Source organism: Paraburkholderia acidisoli (assembly GCF_009789675.1).
GTDB classification, from domain to species: domain Bacteria; phylum Pseudomonadota; class Gammaproteobacteria; order Burkholderiales; family Burkholderiaceae; genus Paraburkholderia; species Paraburkholderia acidisoli.
Genome location: NZ_CP046913.1, coordinates 90356 through 110500, shown reverse-complemented (window position 1 = coordinate 110500; position 20145 = coordinate 90356). Strand labels below are relative to the sequence as shown.

The 20145-nt window shown below is 68.1% G+C and carries 16 protein-coding genes; 13 read left to right on the top strand and 3 right to left on the bottom strand.

What is annotated here, in order from left to right:
* Positions 1-194 precede the first annotated feature (194 nt).
* From FAZ98_RS00470 to FAZ98_RS00415, 12 genes are all read left to right on the top strand, one after another.
* The gene (locus FAZ98_RS00470; RefSeq protein ID WP_158947731.1) at positions 195-839 is read left to right on the top strand and encodes a LysE family translocator; all 645 of its coding nucleotides are present in this window, start codon (positions 195-197) and stop codon (positions 837-839) included.
* Between the two features lie 592 nt (positions 840-1431).
* A complete protein-coding gene (locus tag FAZ98_RS00465) occupies positions 1432-2202 on the top strand; it encodes a ferredoxin--NADP reductase (RefSeq protein ID WP_158947729.1) in 771 nt (256 codons plus the stop codon).
* 510 nt (positions 2203-2712) lie between these two features.
* Positions 2713-3801 (top strand): sensor histidine kinase, encoded by a 1089-nt coding sequence (locus FAZ98_RS00460; RefSeq protein ID WP_233272626.1) that lies wholly within the window; start codon positions 2713-2715, stop codon positions 3799-3801.
* The gene (rqpR, locus tag FAZ98_RS00455; RefSeq protein ID WP_158947727.1) at positions 3798-4454 is read left to right on the top strand and encodes a response regulator transcription factor RqpR; all 657 of its coding nucleotides are present in this window, start codon (positions 3798-3800) and stop codon (positions 4452-4454) included. The genes FAZ98_RS00460 and rqpR overlap by 4 nt, the downstream gene beginning before the upstream one ends.
* A gap of 355 nt (positions 4455-4809) precedes the next feature.
* The gene (locus FAZ98_RS00450) at positions 4810-6216 is read left to right on the top strand and encodes an amino acid permease (RefSeq protein WP_158947725.1); all 1407 of its coding nucleotides are present in this window, start codon (positions 4810-4812) and stop codon (positions 6214-6216) included.
* A gap of 491 nt (positions 6217-6707) precedes the next feature.
* The gene (locus FAZ98_RS00445; RefSeq protein WP_158947723.1) at positions 6708-7232 is read left to right on the top strand and encodes a (2Fe-2S)-binding protein; all 525 of its coding nucleotides are present in this window, start codon (positions 6708-6710) and stop codon (positions 7230-7232) included.
* A 14-nt stretch (positions 7233-7246) separates the two neighbouring features.
* Positions 7247-9670 carry a xanthine dehydrogenase family protein molybdopterin-binding subunit gene (locus tag FAZ98_RS00440; RefSeq protein WP_158947721.1) on the top strand — a complete coding sequence of 808 codons (2424 nt, stop codon included), beginning with the start codon at positions 7247-7249 and terminating at the stop codon, positions 9668-9670.
* A 13-nt stretch (positions 9671-9683) separates the two neighbouring features.
* Entirely contained in the window at positions 9684-10481 is a 798-nt protein-coding gene (locus FAZ98_RS00435) for an FAD binding domain-containing protein (protein ID WP_158947719.1), read from the top strand.
* An 84-nt stretch (positions 10482-10565) separates the two neighbouring features.
* Positions 10566-11453, top strand: coding sequence for an AAA family ATPase (locus tag FAZ98_RS00430; RefSeq protein WP_158951806.1), 888 nt, complete (start codon positions 10566-10568; stop codon positions 11451-11453).
* A gap of 2 nt (positions 11454-11455) precedes the next feature.
* Positions 11456-12718 (top strand): vWA domain-containing protein, encoded by a 1263-nt coding sequence (locus tag FAZ98_RS00425; protein WP_158947717.1) that lies wholly within the window; start codon positions 11456-11458, stop codon positions 12716-12718.
* On the top strand, positions 12709-13311 hold the full coding sequence (locus FAZ98_RS00420) for a CoxG family protein (protein ID WP_158947715.1): 603 nt from the start codon (positions 12709-12711) through the stop codon (positions 13309-13311). Before FAZ98_RS00425 ends, FAZ98_RS00420 begins: the two co-directional genes overlap by 10 nt.
* A complete protein-coding gene (locus FAZ98_RS00415) occupies positions 13284-14306 on the top strand; it encodes an XdhC family protein (RefSeq protein WP_158947713.1) in 1023 nt (340 codons plus the stop codon). The genes FAZ98_RS00420 and FAZ98_RS00415 overlap by 28 nt, the downstream gene beginning before the upstream one ends.
* Positions 14307-14433: 127 nt before the next feature.
* Here the strand turns inward: FAZ98_RS00415 and FAZ98_RS00410 are convergent, their stop codons facing one another.
* From FAZ98_RS00410 to FAZ98_RS00400, 3 genes are all read right to left on the bottom strand, one after another.
* Positions 14434-15855, bottom strand: a complete 1422-nt coding sequence (locus FAZ98_RS00410; RefSeq protein WP_158947711.1) for an HdeD family acid-resistance protein — start codon at positions 15853-15855, stop codon at positions 14434-14436.
* Positions 15856-16079: 224 nt separating this feature from the next.
* The gene (locus FAZ98_RS00405; protein WP_158947709.1) at positions 16080-16205 is read right to left on the bottom strand and encodes an MFS transporter small subunit; all 126 of its coding nucleotides are present in this window, start codon (positions 16203-16205) and stop codon (positions 16080-16082) included.
* Positions 16206-16217: 12 nt separating this feature from the next.
* Positions 16218-17618 (bottom strand): L-lactate MFS transporter, encoded by a 1401-nt coding sequence (locus tag FAZ98_RS00400; RefSeq protein WP_158947707.1) that lies wholly within the window; start codon positions 17616-17618, stop codon positions 16218-16220.
* 540 nt (positions 17619-18158) lie between these two features.
* Here FAZ98_RS00400 and FAZ98_RS00395 point away from each other — a divergent pair.
* Positions 18159-20132, top strand: coding sequence for a DUF3857 domain-containing transglutaminase family protein (locus tag FAZ98_RS00395; protein WP_158947705.1), 1974 nt, complete (start codon positions 18159-18161; stop codon positions 20130-20132).
* Positions 20133-20145: the final 13 nt, after the last annotated feature.

Genomic DNA, 20145 nt, shown 5'->3' with positions numbered 1-20145 from the left:
GCAGGATCCGCGGCCGGGCTCGCATTCACGCGGCGCGGCGTGCGCGCAACACTCGCCCGGCCCGGCGTAAAACACCCCACGGGCACCCGGGCGCAACGCGATACCATGTCGCGTTCCCACCCGCGTGCCTGCGTCCCTGCCGTGCTTCCCGCACCTGAGCGCATCCTGGCGCGCCCTCCGTCAGGTGTTTCCCGATGCACTATCTCGCCACGCTGCTGCAGATCGCCGTCGTTTATCTGTTCGCGCTCATCAGCCCCGGCCCCAACTTTTTCATGGTGACGCAGCTTTCGCTCGCCGGAAGGCGCGGCCTGGGCGTGGCCTCGGCGGCGGGCGTGGGCGTGGGATCGACGCTCTGGGCCGCGCTCGCGATGCTGGGCTTCGCGGCCGTGCTTCAGCACATCGGCTGGCTCTACAACGGCGTGCGCGTGGCGGGCGCGCTCTATCTCGTGTGGTTCGGCTTCAAGCTGCTGCGCTCGGGCGTGCGCCGCGAGATCGCCGCCGCCGCGCAGGCCGTGGTCGCACCGCCGCCGCCCGCCGATCGCCGCGCGTGGTTCCGCACGTGGCGCGCGGGGCTCATCACCTGCCTCACGAATCCGAAGTCCTGCGTGTTCTGGACCAGCGTGTTCGCGGCCGTATTTCCCGCGCATCCGCCGCTGTGGTTCTACGGCGTGGCGCTGGCGACGGTCGCGGCGATGTCGTTCGGCTGGCATTGCAGCCTCGCCTTTTTATTTGCCGACGACCGCACGCAACGCGGCTACAAGCGCATCCGCCGCCCCATCGACGCCTTCTGCGGCGCCGCGCTGATCGGCCTCGGCGTGAAGCTGGCCGCCGACCGGTGAGCGTGGCGCGGACGCTCGAACGCTAGCGGCATCGGCATCGGCATCGGCATCGGCATCGGCATCGGCATCGGCACACACTAACCAGGCTCGGCGCGAATCCGCGCGGCACCCCGCCGCAGGATTGGGGATCTGCACGCTTTCGCACCGATCCCGATGCCATCGACGGCAAAAAACCGCGCAAAATCAACCCGCTCAACAGGGTCAATGCTGCGAGCTGTCAGACCTTCCGGTATCATCTAGCCGAAATTTCGTACGCGCGCGTCCGTTGTCCGTCAGGACTTCCGGTCACACCGCTGCGGCTCGAGAATCCGTTCTCGCCCGTGTGCCGCCGCAACGCCACGCAGGCCGCCCAAGCCGACGCCAGCTTTATCCGCACCTCCGCTGTGCGCAAGCCAGCCCGCCGCCGCGCATCACGCGGCCACGCTTCCCTTGAGGCGCATCGGCGCCCACCCGGCCCGAGCACGGTAAAATGGCGGATTGCGCTTCGTTCGGAGCGAGGCGCGCGCAAAAATCGTCAAGCTACGCTGTACGGGACAGCAGGCCGGCAGGATCGCCGCAGTCTGGCGGTCCCTGTTTCGCACCTTCAGGAACCATGAGCAAAAACACCGAAGAAACCGTCTTGAGCGTCCATCACTGGACCGACACGCTTTTCAGCTTCACCTGCACGCGCGATCCGGCCCTGCGTTTCGACAACGGCCAGTTCACGATGGTCGGCCTCGAGGTCGACGGCAAGCCGCTGATGCGCGCCTACTCGCTCGCGAGCGCCAACTACGAGGAACACCTCGAGTTCCTGAGCATCAAGGTGCAGGACGGCCCGCTCACCTCGCGTCTGCAGCATCTGAAGGTCGGCGACAAGGTGCTGATCGGCAAGAAGCCCGTGGGCACGCTCGTGGCCGACAACCTGCTGCCCGGCAAGGTGCTGTGGCTGCTCTCGACCGGCACGGGCCTCGCGCCGTTCATGTCGATCATCAAGGACCCGGACATTTACGACCGCTACGAGAAGATCGTCCTCACGCATACCTGCCGTTTCGTCGACGAACTCGCGTACAAGGAGTTCATCACCGAGGAACTGCGCGAGCACGAATACCTCGGCGAGATCGTGCGCGAAAAGCTGGTCTACTTCCCGACCGTCACGCGCGAAACCTTCGAGAACCGCGGCCGTATCACCGAACTGATCGACACGGGCAAGCTGTTCGAAGACCTCGGTCTGCCCGCGTTCACGCCCGAGCGCGACCGCATCATGCTCTGCGGCAGCACGCACATGCTGCGCGACACGGTCGAACTGCTCGAAAAGGCCGGTCTGGAAGAAGGCAGCAACAACAAGCCGGGCCATTACGTGGTCGAAAAGGCGTTCGTCGGCTGAGTTTCGTCGATCCGCCTCGCGCCTCGCGCAACGAAAAAACCGGAGCTTCGCGCTCCGGTTTTTTTTCGTCCGGCGATTTGGCGCGGTTTCAGGCCAATTTCACCGCGCGATTGCCCGGTTTGAGGCGTGAGCTTTTCGTCCGACGATTCGTGCGAATTTTGTCCGCTTTCGTCTGCGGATTGCGCATTGCATCATTCCAGAGCGTGGTTACAGGTGTCACAGAAGCTCAGTAAGTTCCGTGTCGGTGTTTTTCCTACATGACAATCGGGCCGCGACTTCATGCTGCACCTGAAGATTGCGCGCTAAGCCTTGTCAGCGCTGAACTTTTTCTTTTTTTAAGATATTATCGCAGCGCATCAAACAATACATGGTAACGATCTCAGGGCCGGAGCCAGGTTGTTACGGGATGTAAATTTCGTTACGCTGCGCCGTGCCATTTTTGCTGCCGCGCCGGACGTCCGCGCGAGCAAAAAATCACGGTCCAGGACCGTTTCCTGAACGGGGAGAAGGATGATTACGTCGAGATTCGGCGCGCTGAACGCGCGCATGCCGGAGGGCGATGCCGCGCGCACCGCCGACGGCCTCGCCTTCTTCGCCCACGCCGCCGAACTGGCGAGCGAGTCGGCCACCATCGCCGCACTGGAACATCTCACGCACACGCAGCGCCAGCTCGGCTCAACGTCGCCGGGTTCGCCGCCGGGTTCGCCGCCTGGCACGCGCGCGGGCGCGCTGCCGGGGGCAAAGTCCAAGGCGCGGCCCGGCGTCAAAGCCAAAGCGCTGCCGGGTTCGCAATCCGGCGTCAAGCCCGAAGCCAACGGCGTCGCGCGCCCGCGCCGTCCGGCGGCCGGCCGTCCCGCCGCCGGGCAGATTCACGCCGACGAAGCCGCGCGCCAGCGCCTCGCGCGCGAGTTGCACGACAGCGTGGGCGCCGAACTCGCGGCCACGCGCTTCGCGCTCGCCAATGTGCATACGTGGCTGCCCGTGGATGCGCCGCCGCAATGCGCCGAAGCGCTCGCGCTCGTCGCGCGCTCGCTCGACGCCGCCACCGGCGCGATCCGCACGGTGCTCGACGGCCTGCACGCGCCGCAGCTCGACGCGGGCCTCGCCGCCGCGCTCGCCGACTGGACCCGCGACTTCGCCGCGCGCAGTGGTCTCGCCGCCGCCATGACGCACACCAGCGACGACGCCCGCCTCGCGCGCCTGCCCGCCGACGCCGCGCTCGCCGTGTTCCGCGTCGCGCAGGAAGCGCTCGTGAACGTCGCGCGCCACGCCCGCGCCTCGCACGCCGAAGTGCGGCTGGAAAGCACGCCGCGCCATCTCACGCTGGTCGTGGTGGACGACGGTATCGGCTTGACGGCCGTCAGCAGCCGCGCGGCCGGCCACTACGGCCTCAAGGGCATGCGCGAACGCTGCGCGGCCTTCGGCGGCTCGCTGCGCGCCACGGCCGTGGCCGCGGGACCGCACGAGCCGGGGCAAGACCACGCGACACGGAACGCCACGCCCGCCGGCACGACGCTGCGCGCGCGCTTCGCGTGGGCGGCGCTGCTCGGCACGGCGCCCGCCACGCCGCCCATTCAGCCCAAAGGCGCTCATTCATGACCCATCGCATCCTGCTCGTCGACGACCACGCGGTCGTGCGTCAGGGCGTCCGCCAGCTGCTGCTCGATCGCGGCATCGCCCACGAGGTGGTCGAAGCGCAAACCGGCGCCGAGGCGCTCACGCTGATCGCGAAACACGTGTTCGACGTGGCGCTGCTCGACATTTCGCTGCCCGACATGAACGGCGTCGAGGTGCTCAAGCGCGCGAAGAAGAAGGCCCCGCGCGTGCCCGTGCTGATGTTCTCCATGTATCGCGAAGACCAGTACGCGGTGCGCGCGCTCAAGGCAGGCGCGGCCGGCTATCTCTCGAAAACGGTCGATGCCGCGCAGATGATCGCCGCGATCCAGCAGGTCGCCGCGGGCCGCAAGTACGTGAGCCCGGCGATGGCGGAAGCGCTCGCCGACTACGTGCTGGTGGACGGCGAACAACTGCCGCACGAAAAGCTCTCCGACCGCGAATACCAGACGCTCTGCATGCTCGCCTCGGGCAAGCGCCTGACCGACATCGCGCACGCGCTCTCGCTTTCGGTGAAAACGGTGAGCGTGTACCGCACGCGCCTGCTCGAAAAGATGAAGCTCAGCAACAATGCCGAGCTGACCTTCTACGTGATGAGCAACCGGCTTGTGGATCTCTCGCCGGCCGTAGGCGCCTGAAGTCGGCGCAAGCGGTTCGCGCGACCGGTTCGCGTGATCTCGCCGGCGGACTCCCGCGCCAGGCGGGGTTTTGCCGCGCCTGCGGCATCGAGGCGGCCTTCTCGTCATAACGCCGCGTTCGCGCAACGAACTGCGCCGAACGCGCGGGTTCCGGCAAGGATCGCGCGCCCGCCTGCCGCTTTGCGGCGGAATCCCCCGCGACACTTCGCCCCCGCCGACCGGCCTAACCCGATCCCGGGTGCGACATCCGCTAAAATTTCAGGTTTCCCCAAGACATCCGGCACGCGATGCCGGCGGCTGCGCACCTTTCCCGCGCTGGCCGCGCTCGCGCGTTTTACGTGGAGTTCCTCGCCAAATGTCCCTTTTTCGCAAGAAAAACATCGAGCACATGTTGAAGGCCAGCGCCCAGGGCGCCGGACTCAAGAAAGCGCTCGGTGCGCTCGATCTCACCTTTCTCGGCATCGGCGCCATTATCGGCACCGGCATTTTCGTGCTGACCGGCACCGGCGCCGTGCAGGCCGGCCCGGCGCTCATGGTGTCGTTCCTGATCGCCGCCGTGGCCTGCTGCTTCGCCGCGCTCGCCTACGCCGAATTCGCCTCGACATTTCCTGTCGCCGGTTCGATCTACACGTACTCGTACGCCACGCTCGGCGAAGTGGTCGCCTGGATCATCGGCTGGGATTTGATGCTCGAATACGGTCTCGCCAGCTCGGCCGTCTCGGTCGGCTGGTCGGGTTATCTCCAGTCGCTGCTGAGCGGCTTCGGCCTCTCGCTGCCCGTCGAACTCACGGCCGCGCCCGGCGCGGTGCCCGGCGTGACCACGTTCTTCAACCTGCCCGCCTTCTTCGTGATGATGGCGATCACCGCGCTGCTGTCCATTGGCGTGCGCGAATCCACGCGCATCAACAACGTCATGGTCGCGATCAAGGTGACCGTGGTGCTGCTCGTGATCGCCGTGGGCGTGTTTCACGTCACGCCCGCGAACTGGCATCCGTTCATGCCGAACGGCTGGAGCGGCGTGTTCGGCGCGGCGGCCGTGATGTTCTTCGCGTTCATCGGCTTCGACGCGGTGTCGTCGGCGGCCGAGGAAGTGAAGGTTCCCAAACGCGATCTGCCGATCGGCATCATCGCCTCGCTCGCCGTGTGCGCGGTGCTCTACGTGGCCGTGGCGGCCGTCGTGACCGGCATCGTGCCGTCCGCGCAATTCGCCAATATCGGCCACCCGGTCTCGTACGCGCTCCAGGTGGCGGGCCAGACGTGGGTCGCGGGCTTCATCGACCTGGGCGCCGTGCTCGGCATGCTCACCGTGATCCTCGTGATGAGCTATGGCCAGACCCGCATCATCTTCGCGATGTCGCGCGACGGCCTGCTGCCCGCGCGGCTCTCGAAGGTGCATCCGCGCTATTCCACGCCGTTCCTCACCACGTGGCTCGTGGGCATTTTCTTCGGGCTGATCGGCGCGCTGGTGCCGCTCAAGGTGCTCGCCGAACTCATCAACATCGGCACGCTCGCGGCGTTCTCGATGGTGTCGATCGCCGTACTCATCCTGCGCCGCACGCACCCGCATCTGCCGCGCGCGTTCCGCTGCCCCGGCGTGCCCGTGGTGCCGATTCTCGCGGTGGCCTCGTGCCTGTTCCTGATGCTCAACCTCGCGTTGTTCACGTGGCTCGCGTTCTTCGCGTGGACGGCGATCGGTCTCCTGATCTACTTCTTCTACTCGCGCAGCCGCTCGCGTCTCGCCCGCGGGACGCCATCGCACTGAGCGTGGCGGCACACGCCCGATCACGCTGCGGTGCAGCGTGAAAGCGTGGCCATGACGCACTCGCAGGCCCGCTCCGACCCGCTCGGCGCGGGCCTTTTTCATGGCGCTTCGCGCGCGGCGCCGAACCGGTAAACCCGCGCAGCGCAAACGAAAAAATTGTGCTTTACTGGCGAGGCTTCATCCCAAGGTTTCACCCCAGCAAGGCACCAGCCGAACCCAGATTCCGCTTCATCCGCTTCGCCCGTAGCGTTTCGCCCACCCGCGCAACGCCGTGCGTTGCGCGCGGCAGGCTCACGCGCAATGCGTAGCACGGGCGGGTCTTTTGGCGGGCGGTGCGGTGGCAATGCAGGTGGACAGCAAGCGGGTTTTGGCGGGTTTCTCTCCCACAACGTTGTGTGGGATCGGAGTGGTGCGTGTCGATCGGCGTTGGCGCTTTCGCGCTTGCTTCGATCCCTGGCGCGAGCTCTGGTCGACACACTGGAGACAAGTCAATGCCGATCAGCATCCGCCTCACGGTCAACGGCGTGCCCGTGACCGCCGAAATCGAACCCCACACGCTCCTCGTCCAGTTCCTGCGCGAACAGCTGCGCCTGACCGGCACGCACGTCGGTTGCGACACCGCGCAGTGCGGCGCCTGCACCGTGCATCTGAACGGCCGCGCGATCAAGTCGTGCAACCAGCTCGCGGTGCAATGCGACGGCATGACCGTGACGACGATCGAAGGCCTCGCGAAGCCCGGCACGCTGCACCCGATGCAGGCCGCGTTCCGCGACTGCCACGGCCTGCAATGCGGCTTCTGCACGCCCGGCATGGTGATGTGCGCGAGCGCGCTCGCCGCCGCCAGCCTGCACGCCGGCGCGGACCTCACCGAAGCCGAAGTGCGCCACGGGCTCGACGGCAATCTGTGCCGCTGTACGGGCTATCACAACATCGTCAAGGCCGTGGTCGCGGGCGCGCAGCAGATGCGCGCCGACGCCGCGCCCGCCGCGACGAGCGCCGCCGCCGCAGCCGCGTGATCGGGAGGCACATCATGAACGCACCCGAAACCGCCCGCATGATCGGCGCGCCCATCAAGCGCAAGGAAGACTTCCGCTTTCTCACCGGCGTCGGCCAGTACACCGACGACGTCGTGCTGCCCGCCCAAACCTGGGCCGTATTCGTGCGCTCGCCGCACGCGCATGCGCGCATCCGCCGTATCGACACGCATGCCGCGAAGGCCGCGCCCGGCGTGGTAGCCGTGTTCACGGGCGCCGATCTTGCCGCCGACAACGTGGGCGGCTTGCCATGCGGCTGGCTGATTCACAGCATCGACGGCACGCCCATGCACGAACCGCCGCATCCCGTGATCGCGCACGAGAAAGCGCGTCACGTGGGCGACCAGGTCGCGCTCGTGATCGCCGAGTCGATGCAGACCGCGAAAGACGCGGCGGAGCTTGTCGAAGTGGATTACGAAGCACTGCCCGCCGCCGTGGACACGGCCAGCGCCGCGAACGGCAAGCAGCCGCTCGTGCACGACGGCGTGCCGGACAACACCTGCTACACATGGGGCCACGGCGACAAGGCCGCCACCGACGCCGCCTTCGCGAAAGCCGCGCACGTGACCACGCTCGACATCGTCAATAACCGGCTCGTGCCCAACGCCATCGAGCCGCGCGCCGTGAACGCGAGCTACACGCCGCACGACGACAGCTACACCGTGTACGTGGCGAACCAGAACCCGCACGTGGAGCGCCTGCTGATGGCCGCGTTCGTGCTCGGGTTGCCCGAAACCAAACTGCGCATCGTCGCGCCCGACGTGGGCGGCGGTTTCGGCTCCAAGATCTTCCTCTACGCCGAAGACGTGGCGCTCACGTGGGCATCGAAAAAAATCCGCCGTCCCGTGAAGTGGACCGCCGAACGTTCGGAATCCTTTCTATCCGACGCGCACGGCCGCGATCATGTGACGAAGGCCGAACTCGCGCTCGACGCCAACGGCAAATTCCTCGCCATGCGCGTGCACACCACGGCGAACATGGGCGCGTATTTGTCGACGTTCGCCTCCAGCGTGCCGACCATCCTGTACGCCACGCTGCTCGCCGGCCAGTACACCACGCCCGCGATCTACGCCGAGGTCAAGGCGGTGTTCACGAACACGGTACCGGTGGATGCGTATCGCGGCGCGGGCCGGCCCGAGGCGACCTACGTGGTCGAGCGGCTGGTGGAAACGGCCGCGCGCGAGTTGAATATCGACCCCGTCGAACTGCGCCGCCGCAACTTCATCACGCACTTTCCGTACGCCACGCCCGTGGGCCTCACCTACGACACCGGCGACTACGAAGCCTGCCTCTCGCGCGCGCTCGAACTCGCCGAGGTGCAAGGCTTCGCCGCGCGCCGCGACGCGTCGAAGGCGCAAGGCAAGCTGCGCGGGCTCGGCTACTCGTGCTACATCGAGGCGTGCGGGCTCGCGCCGTCCAACATCGCGGGCGCGCTCGGCGCACGCGCGGGGCTGTTCGAGGCGGGCGAAATTCGCGTGAATCCCACGGGTTCCGTCACCGTGTTCACGGGTTCGCACAGTCACGGCCAGGGCCACGAAACGACCTTCGCGCAGGTGGTGGCCGACCGCCTGGGCGTGCCCATCGAACAGATCGAGATCGTGCACGGCGACACCGGACGCATTCCGTTCGGCATGGGCACATACGGCTCGCGCTCGATCGCCGTGGGCGGCTCGGCCATCATGAAGGCGCTCGACAAGATCGAGGCCAAGGCGAAGAAGATCGCCGCGCACCTGCTCGAAGCGGGCGTGGAAGACATCGAGTTCGCCAATGGCGTGTTCCGCGTGGCCGGCACGGACCGCACCCAAACCTTCGCCGACATCTCGCTCGCCGCCTACGTGCCGCACAACTATCCGCTCGAAACGCTCGAACCGGGCCTCGACGAAAGCGCGTTCTACGACCCGACCAACTTCACCTATCCGTCGGGCGCGTATCTCTGCGAAGTGGAGATCGATCCCGAGACGGGCGAGACGCGCATCGAGCGCTTCACGGCCGTGGACGACTTCGGCAACGTCATCAATCCGATGATCGTCGAAGGCCAGGTGCACGGCGGCCTCGGCCAGGGCATCGGTCAGGCCATGCTCGAGCGCTGCGTGTACGACACCGAAAACGGCCAGTTGCTCTCGGGCTCGTACATGGACTACGCCATGCCGCATGCGTCCGATGTGCCCTTCTACACGGTGGAAACCGCGAAGGGCACGCCCTGCACGCACAATCCGCTCGGCGTGAAAGGCTGCGGCGAGGCGGGCGCGATCGGCTCGCCGCCCGCCGTCATCAACGCGATACTCGACGCGCTCGCGCCGCTCGGCGTGAAGGATCTGCAGATGCCCGCCACGCCGCATCGCGTGTGGGAGGCGATCCAGGCGGCGCAGGCAGCGGGACACACGTCGCAAGCAACACATGCGGCGGCACGTCAACCTTGAGCGGAGCGCAACCATGTACGCATTCGACTATCAGCGCGCCAGCGACGCGCGAGGCGCGGTGAAAGCCCTGGCCGCCGACGCGGAAGCCAAATATCTCGCGGGCGGCCAGAGCCTGCTCGCGGCGATGAAGCTGCGGCTCGCGCAGCCTTCCACGCTCATCGACGTCACGCGCATTCCCGAACTCAAGGCCGTCACGGTGGACGGCGGCGTGGTGACGGTGGGCGCGGCCGTGAGTCACGCCGATGTCGCGGAGCACACGGAGATCCGCCAGGCGTTGCCCGCGCTCGCGCAACTCGCGGGCATGATCGGCGACCCGCAGGTGCGCGCGCTCGGCACGCTCGGCGGCTCGATCGCCAACGACGACCCGGCCGCCGACTATCCCGCCGCGCTGCTCGGCCTGAAGGCGACGGTGATCACGGACCGGCGGCGTATCGCGGCCGACGACTTCTTTATCGGCATGTACGAAACCGCGCTCGAACCCGACGAGCTGATCGTGGCCGTGGCGTTCGCGGTGCCCGAGCGCGCGGCCTACGAGAAGTTTCGCAATCCGGCTTCGCACTTCGCGCTCACGGGCGTGTTCGTCGCGAAGTATGCCGATGAAACGCGCGTGGCCGTGACGGGCGCGGCGGCCTCGGTGTTTCGCGCGAGCGCGCTCGAACAGGCGCTCCAGACGCACTTCGCGCCCGAAGCCGCGCGCGCTGTGACCCTCGCGTCCGACGACCTCAACACCGACCTGCACGCCAGCGCCGCGTATCGCGCGCACCTGATTCCGGTGCTCGCGGCGCGCGCGGTGGCGAAGGCCCTCGGCTGACCTCGCCCGGTTGCGGCGAGCGCACGCGCGTTGTGTTGAGCGCGCGTGCGCTCGCTGTCATGGAGTCGCGCCATGCCACCCGCCATGCCACCCGATTCGATCGACGACACCCTCGCGCAGCTCGAAGCGCGCGGCTATTTCGCGAGCCGCGCGCTCGCCACGGCGCTCTTTCTCGCGCTGAAGATGGAGCGACCGCTCTTTCTCGAAGGCGAGCCGGGCGTGGGAAAAACCGAACTCGCGAAGGCGGCCGCGCAACTGCTCGGCACGCCGCTGCTGCGGCTGCAATGTTACGAAGGGCTCGACACCGCGAGCGCGCTCTACGAGTGGGACTATCCGCGTCAGATCATGGCGCTGCGCCTGGCCGAAGCGGCGGGCGAGACGCCGCGCGGCGACACGCTGTATCGCGACGAGTTTCTGTTGAAGCGCCCGCTCTTGCAGGCGCTGCAAGCCGATCCCGAGCATCCGGGCGCGCGCCGCGTATTGCTTATCGACGAAATCGATCGCGCCGACGAGCCGTTCGAAGCCTTCCTGCTCGAACTCCTTTCGGACTTCCAGGTATCGATTCCCGAATACGGCACGGTGCGCGCGAGCACGCCGCCGCTCGTCGTCATCACGTCGAACCGCACGCGCGAAGTGCACGACGCGTTGAAGCGCCGCTGCCTCTATCAATGGCTCGGCTATCCCGAGCGCGCGCGCGAACTCGCCATCGTCGCGGCGCGCGCGCCGGCAACCAGCGCGGCATTGCAGCGCCGCGCCGTGGCGTTCGTGCATCGATTGCGGACGATGGATCTCTTCAAAGCGCCCGGCATTGCCGAAACGATCGACTGGTGCCGCGCGCTCGCCGCGCTGAGCGTGACGGAACTCGATCCGCAGTCGGTGCAGGACACGCTGGGCGTGCTGCTCAAGTATCAGGACGATCTCGCGCAGCTCGACGCCGAGCGCATTGCGCAGACGCTCGCGCTCGCGGAATGACGATGACGACGCAGACGAAAGCACGCGGCATCGACACAAAACACGCAACGCCCACGTTCGCGAGAAACGTCGTGCACTTCGTGCGCGTGCTGCGCGGCGCCGGTTTGCCGATGTCGCCCGCGCACGCCGTGGACGCGCTCGACGCGCTGCGCCACCTCGACCTCACGCGCCGCGACGACGTGCACGCGGCGCTCGCCGCGATCCTCACCGGCGCGCCCGACGAGCGCGAGATTTTCGACGCCGCGTTCGCGCTGTTCTGGCGCGATCCCGACTTCGAAGGCAAGCTGCGCGCGCTGCTGTTGCCGAAGGTGCAAGGCGGCGTGCCGCCGCCACGCCGCAACAACCGTCTCGCCGACGCGCTCGCGGCGCGCGCGGGCGCGCGGCCCAACGCCACGCCGCCGCCCTCGCACGAAGAACACGTGTTGCGCGCGCACGCGACTTTCAGCGCCGAGGAACGCCTGCGCCAGCGCGACTTCGACACGCTCGACGCCAACGAATGGCGCGCGCTGCGCCACCTGATCCGCGCGCGCCGCCTGCCGCTCGCCACCGAGCGCACGCGGCGTTTGAAGGCCGCCTCGCACGGCACGCACGCCGACTTGCGCGCGAGCGCGCGGCAGGCCGTGCGCGCGGGCGGCGACTGGACCGGCTGGAAATATCGCGCGCCGGTGGAGCGCAAATTGCCGCTCGTGCTGCTGCTCGACATCTCCGGGTCGATGAGCAGTTACTCGCGCGCGGTGCTGTACTTTTGCCACGCGCTGCTGCAATCGCGCGAGCGTTTGCAGGTGTTCCTGTTCGGCACGCGTCTCACGCACGCCACGCGCGCGCTGCGCGAACGCGATCCCGACATCGCGCTCGCGCAACTCGCCGCTCAGGTCGCGGACTGGTCGGGCGGCACGCGCATCGGCGCGACGCTCGCCGAGTTCAACCGGCGCTGGGCGCGGCGCGTGCTGGGTGGACGCGCCACCGTGCTGATCGTCACCGACGGTCTGGACCACGACGCGAGCGGCGCGCTCGGCGAGGAAATGGCGCGCCTGCATCGCTTCGCGCATCGCGTGGTCTGGCTCAATCCGCTGCTGCGTTACCGCGATTTCGCCCCGAAGGCGCGCGGCGTGCAGGCGATGCTGCCGCACGTGGACGCGCATTTCCCCGTGCACAACCTCGAGAGCCTCGAAGCGTTCGCGCGCGGCCTGAGCGGCGCGCCGCACGCCGCGCCCGCGGCACGCGCGTTGCACCGCCTCTCACCTGGAGAATCACGATGGAGCTGACCGAAAGCCACACGTTGCCCGTGCCGCAGCAGCGCGCGTGGGAAGCGCTCAACGACACGGCCATGTTGAAGGCGTGCATTCCCGGCTGCGAAAGCATCGAAGCCGATGGCGAGAATGCCTACGCGGTCGCGCTCACGGCGGCGGTCGGGCCGGTGAAGGCGCGCTTCAAGGGCCGCATGCAACTCGCCGATATCGACGCGCCGCGCAGCTACACGATCGTGTTCGAAGGCCAGGGCGGCGCGGCGGGTTTCGGCAAGGGCGACGCGCACGTGACGCTCGAACCCGCCGGCGACGCGGCCACCACGCTCGCCTACACGGCGCGCGCGCAGGTGGGCGGCAAGCTCGCGCAGATCGGCTCGCGGCTCGTGGACGGCGCGGCGCGCAAGATCGCCGCCGAGTTCTTCCGGCGCTTCGGCGAGCAGCTCGGTGAACAGCGGGACAGCGGCGCGGCCGCAATGGACGAATCCGCCGGGCCGGCGACAGCGGAAAACGCAGCGAACGAAGCGGGCGACGATAATGTCGACGACACCGGCAGCACCGACGCATCGCAAACAAGGAAACGATCATGGACAGCGTGGATCTCGAAGTCCTGAAGTCCGGCGTGCGCTGGCTCGACGCGGGCCATCGCGCGCTGCTCGTGACCGTCGTGAAGACGTGGGGCTCCTCGCCGCGGCCCGAGGGCGCGATGCTCGTGGTGCGCGACGACGGCCTCGTGGTGGGCTCGGTCTCGGGCGGCTGTATCGAAGACGACCTGATCGAGCGCGTGCGCCGCGAAGGCGTCACGCAGCCCGCGCCCGAGGCCGTGAAATACGGCATCACCGCCGAGGAAGCGCACCGTTTCGGCTTGCCCTGCGGCGGCACGATCCAGCTCGTGCTCGAACCGCTCGGCGCGCTGTCGCGCCTGCGCGCGCTGCTCGACACGGTGGAGCGCGGCGAACTCGTCGCGCGCACGCTCGACATGGCCACGGGCGCGGCGACGCTCGGCCCCGCCAATGCCACCGACGGCGTGCATTTCGACGGCGCGCGCCTCCTGACGATCCATGGCCCGCGTTACCGCATGCTCGTGATCGGCGCGGGCCAGCTATCGCGCTATCTTTGCCAGATCGCGGCGGGGCTCGATTATCAGGTGACGGTATGCGACCCGCGCGAGGAATACACCGACACGTGGGACGTGCCCGGCACGACGCTCGTCCACACCATGCCCGACGACACCGTGCTCGACCTGAAGCTCGACGAACGCTGCGCCGTGATCGCGCTCACGCACGACCCGAAACTCGACGATCTCGCGCTGATGGAAGCGCTCAAAACGCCCGCGTTCTACGTGGGCGCACTCGGTTCGCGGCGCAACAACGCGGCGCGGCGCGAGCGGCTCAAGGAGTTCGATCTCTCGGAAGCCGAACTCGCGCGGTTGCATGGGCCGGTCGGCATTTATATCGGCAGCCGCACGCCGCCCGAAATTGCCGTGTCGATACTCGCGGAGGTCACGGCGGCGAAGAACGGTGTATCGCTGCCGACGATCTTGCAGGTGGAAGGCGCGAAGGCCGCGCGCGAGGAAGCGGCGGGCGCGGGCTCGACCTGCGACGTGTAACGCGCCATTCGCAGGGAGCCACGCCCGGCGCGGGTTGCACGCCGTACGGCGCGAGACACGCGAGGGTGCGCGCCGCGAGCGCGACAGCAGCCCACGCGTGCACCACGCGAGCCCATGAAACCGCGCGTCACGCCTCGCGCTGCTGGCCGCCTTCTTCGTCGGCATCTGGGTCCGGCGCGGCTTTCGAAGCGGCCTCGCGCGAACCCCGCCGTGCGCGCGCCTCGCGCAACCCCTTCGCGCGCACCAGCCGCACCATACGCGTCCACCCCGAAGGACGCGGGTCCGCCAGCATCGAGAGCGCGCGTGCATAGTCGAGCGTGAGACCGGGCGTCCACGCCATCGTCTGGCCGCGCTTGCGCAACTGCGCCGCCACCCACAACTCCGGCGTCGCGAGCATGCGCGCGAACGCGAGCCAGCCGTGGCCCCACACGCGAGGCGTCGCGCCTTCGAGCGCCGCCTCGAGCGCATGCGAGACCGTGCTCGAACAGTTGCGATGCGTGAGGTTGTAGGTCGTGTCCTCGCGATAGTGCTGCCAGAAGCGCGTGAGCCGCAGCGGGTCGTAATTGCGAATGCGCACCTGCCGCGTGGACGGGCACCACGCCTGCGACTCGGTCGCGTAGTCGGGCTGAAACAGCCCCGGCACGTCGTTTTCGCGGGTCGCGCGCAGCGTCCGCGCGAATTCGTCGGGATTGCGGTCGATTTCGATCGCGGGATACAGGCTGATGTAGACGCGCTCCGGCGCCTCGAGCGCGGCGTGCCCTGTCGAGATCACGCCGTGGCGATCCACGGCCGCGATATAGCGGTCGATCACGGGCTGGCGCCGCGCCTCGCTTTTCGACGTGCCCACGGGCGTCCACACGTGCACGGTGAGCGCGTGCTCCTGCGGCGCGGGCGGTCCGTCGAACACTTTCTGCGCGAGCGTGGGTCCGTCCGCGGCGGCACCCACGGCGCTCGCGGCCAGCGCGGCCCGGCCGCCTTGCGCCGCCGCCGGATTCACCGCGAGCCGGCGCGCCCGCAACGCGAGCAGCAGCATGTTCCAGCCCGCGAAGAACAGCACGAGGCCGAGGCAATACGGCACCGTGCCCTTGTAGTGCGTCGGGTACGGCTGATACAGAAAGACGGCGATACCGATCTCGACCGCGCCGCCCGCCACCGCGAGCCGCCACGTGCGATAGCGCACGACCCACGCCGAGGCGATCTGCAGCACGCCATCGGCGAGAAACAGCGTGGCGAAGATCATCGAGAGAATGAACGAGCCGTGGCGATACCCCGAGAGGATCAGCACGGCCGTCGCGCAGAAGCTCGCGCCTTTCAGGTAGCGCAGCGTGCGCTGGCCGCCCATGCCGGTCCACGCCACGGCCAGCGTGGCGAGCCCTTCGACCAGCAGAATCCACGCGAACGGGGCGATGTGGAAATGCAGCACGCCGTCGAGCGCATCGAGAAACAGACCCAGCCCGACGAGCGCGCTCAGCGCGCCCATCAGCAGCACGCCGCGCCAGCGCGCGCGCAGATAGTCCACGCCCAGCAGGATCATCATGAGCCGCACCATCGTCCGTCTCCGCTTTCCGGCACCGATGAAGCGCATCGTACGCCCGCGCGGCGCGAGACCGTTGCGAACCTGCACGCCGCTCGCTCGCCGCGCACCGCTCGCCGCGCACCGCGCACCGGGACGCGATCACCTTACGATCGCGCCCCGCAAAAACAGCGCGGGCCGCGCGACTTGCGTCGGCGGCCCGCGTGGGGTGCGGCTTTTTCAGCGAATGCAGCGCGGCATCAGCCGAACAGCTTGAACGCCTGCTTGAGCGTGTTGGTCACGCCCCAGACGAGCGGCACGAGCACGTAGAGCCAGAACACGGCCATCAGCACCTTGTTCGAGGACTTCGGAGCAACGGTATTCATGGTTCGGGTTCCTTACTGTTTGGCGGCGAGCTGCGACTCGCTCATGTGATGCTTTTCGTTCACGCGGCGCACCAGCAGATTGCAGACGAAGCCCACGATCAGCAGCAGCGCCATGATGTGCACCGTCATCGTGTACGCGTCGGCCTTGGCCACACCGTTGGCGAGCTGATACTGGCGCAGATAGTTCACGAGCGCCGGGCCCGCGACGCCCGCCGCGGCCCACGCCGTGAGCAGACGGCCGTGAATGCCGCCGACGAAGGCCGTGCCGAACATGTCCGCGAGATACGCGGGCACGGTCGAGAAGCCGCCGCCGTACATCGACAGGATCAGGCAGTAGGCCAGCACGAACAGCACGATGTTGCCGCTCTGCGCGAATTGCGGCACCGCGTAGTACAGGATCGCACCGAGCACGAAGAAGATGAAGTACGTGTTCTTGCGGCCGACCCAGTCCGACGCCGAAGCCCACACCAGACGCCCGCCCATGTTGAAGAGCGACAGCAGGCCCACGAACCCGGCGGCGGCGCCCGCCGTGACGGTGTCCTTGAAGCTTTCCTGGATCATCACCGAAGCCTGGCCGAGAATGCCGATGCCGGCCGTCACGTTCAGGAACAGCACGAGCCAGATCAGGTAGAACTGCGGCGTCTTGAGCGCTTCGTCGATATGCACGTGCTTGCTCGAAACCAGCTTCTTCGCGACCACGGGCGGCGTCCAGCCAGCCGGCTTCCAGTCAGGCGCGGGCACGCGAATGGCGATCGAGCCGATCGTCATCGAGATGAAGTAGGCCACGCCCAGCACCACGAAGGTCTGCGCCACGCCCGAGCTCGTGTCGCTCGCGAAGTGCTTCATCAGCATCACGGAGAGCGGTGCCGCGATCATCGCGCCGCCGCCGAAGCCCATGATCGCGAGGCCCGTCGCCATGCCGCGGCGGTCCGGGAACCAGCGGATCAGCGTGGAAACCGGCGAAACATAGCCGAGCCCGAGGCCGATGCCGCCGATCACGCCGTAGCCGAGATACAGCAGCACGATCTGGTGCAGATACACGCCGAGCGCGGAGACGAGGAAACCGCCGCCGAAGCAGCAGGCCGCCGTGAACATCGTGCGGCGCGGGCCGACGCGCTCGAGCCACTTGCCGCCGAACGCGGCGGAGAGGCCGAGGAACACGATCGCGAGCGAGAAAATCCAGCCGAGCGTCGTGAGCGTCCAGTCGCCGGGCGCGGATTGGGTCACGCCGATCACCTTCGTGAGCGGCGCATTGAAGACGGAAAACGCGTACGCCTGGCCGATGCACAGATGCACCGCGAGCGCGGCGGGCGGCACCATCCAGCGCGAAAAGCCGGGCGGCGCGACGGTCGCCTCCTTGGAAAAGAATGGTGCGTTTTGCGCACCGCGCGTCGAATCAGCAACGCTGCTCATGGTGTCTCCTATGGCGGCCGAAGGCGGGCATGCGCACCGGCTCCGGTCCCTTGCCAGATGGCGGGTGGTAGGCGTGGTCTCTCGCGTTTCTGGCGCCTGTGGACGCCGAAAAACTGTCTGCCGGATGTGGCAGCCCCGAACGTTAGTGCCCCGGCGCGCGCTTGGCAATATGAGACAGCGATGCATATGCACAAATCCGATCGCCCGCGCCCATTCATGCTGCCAATGCAGCAATCGAAATAACGGGATAAAAGCGGGAAAAGCGCATGAGGGAAAACGCCTGGCACACCGATGTTTGGGCACGGCGAAAACGCCACGCCGATGCGAACGGTTGGCATCGGCGCCAGGAAAAAGCCCGTTGAGCGGTGCGCAAACGCACATAAGCACGCATTGGGGCACGAGCCTCGCGCGCTATGCGCCCCATCCGCTTGACAAGAAAATTGGCCCGCCTTGAACTGGCAACGGTGTGGCACGCGCGCTCCGCGCCGTCTGCCATGCCGTCCTGCGCTCATCCGTGACCCGACATTCGCCGAGCCCCTCATGCGCCTCGCCTTCGTCTTCCGTATCGCCCTGTTCGCACTCGGGGGCCCGGCCGCCGCCGCGCTGGCCGCCGACGCGCCCGCGAGCGCCGCCACGCTCGCGCCGTCCACGGCCGCCGTGGCGAACGTGCCGCTCGAACCCGCCGGCAGCGCCGCGCAGGCGCCCTACACGAACGAAGGCGAGACGCAGACCTTCACCGTCAACGCCGACGGCTCGTACACCAAGCTCGACTCGCTCACGCTGCGCGTGAACACCGAGGCGGGCATCGCGCGGGCCGGTCAGTATTACGTGTGGTTCAACCGCGAGATGGCGCACGTCGACATTCTCGAAGCCTGGACCGAAGACCCGGCGGGCGGCCGCCACGACGTGCGCCGCGAGCAGATTCGCGACGTGCAGGAAGTGCGCTCGTTCGACGCGCCGATGTTCCAGGACGTGCAGGACAAGGTGATCGTGTTTCCGGCCGTGGAGCCGGGCGCGCGCGTGCATCTCACGTGGCGGCGCACCCAGCGCGTGCCCATCGTGCCCGGCTGGTTCAGCGACTTCACGCCGCCCGATCTCGCGCCCACGCACAACTTCCGCGTGATCTACGACCTGCCCGCCAAAGTGCCGCTCTATGCCGACGCGCGCGGCTTCACCGCGCTCGCGCCCGTCACGCACAACGGCCGCACGCGCTACGAATACCGCTACGACAAGAGCAATTTCGAGCGCCTCGAATACGGCTCGGTGGCCTATGTGAGCTACGGCGACCGGCTGATGGTCTCCACCTTCCCCGACTACGCCGCGTTCGCGCAGGTCTACCGCGAAGCCTCGGCCGATACGACCACGCGCGACGCCGCCCTCGTGCGGCTCGCGCAATCGCTCACGGCTCGCGACGGCACACCGCGCGCGAAAGCGCAAACGCTCTACGACTGGGTGCGCCGCAACATCCGTTACGTGGCGATCAACGTGGGGCGCGGCGAGATCGTGCCGCATCGCGTGACCGAGGTGCTCGCGAACCGCTACGGCGACTGCAAGGACCACGTGGCGCTGTACGGCGCGCTGCTCGACGCCGTGGGCATCCGCAACACGCCCGCGCTCATCAACAGCGGCACGGTCTACACGCTGCCCGCCGTGCCCGGCTTCGGCATCATCAATCACGTCATCACGTGGCTGCCCGACTTGCAGATGTTCGCGGACTCCACGGCCAGCAACATCGAGTTCGGCTATCTGCCCTCGACCGACATGGATCGCGTGGCCGTGCTCGCCGGCGACGGCACGCAGCTGCGCACGCCCGCCACGGCCAGCACCACGCGCGACAGCGACCTCGACATCACCGTTGCGCCCGACGGCTCGGCGCGCTTCGTGTACCGGCTACAGGCGGACGGCTGGTCGGCGGAACAGACGCGCAGCGTGCTGCGCCTGCAAACGCCCGCGCAGCGCGAGGAATCGCTGCAATGGGAGCTGCGCAACGCCAATCTGCGGGGCAGCGCCACGCTGGCCTCCAGTTCGCTCGACGCCACCGGCGGCCCGCTCGTGCTCACGCTCACGGGCAGCTTCGACGGCTTCGTCGACCCGGAAATGACCACGCCCGTGCCCACGCTCACGAGCTTCGTGGGCGGGCTCGACGCCTCGCTGCGCTACTGGCTCGGCGAGCCGCGGCGCACGCAGCCGTTCGTCTGCCGCAACGTCGTGGTGACGGAGCGCGCGCGCATCGCGCTGCCGCCCGGCATGCGCGTGCTCGACGTGCCGATCTCGCAGCACGCCGACAATCGTTTCGTGGATTTCCGCTCGCAGTACGCGCTCGACGCAGCCTCGAACGTGCTGCGCGTGACGCGCACGGGCCGCACGCATTTCGCGAGCGACGTGTGCAGCGCCGACGACTTCACGCAGATGCGGCCCGTGTTCGAAAAGATGGCGCGCGATCTGCGCGCCCAGTTGATCGTCAAGCCGGCGGCCGCGATGCAGGCGCCGAACGGCGCGCCCAGCGATCAGTGAGCGCGCGCCGGGC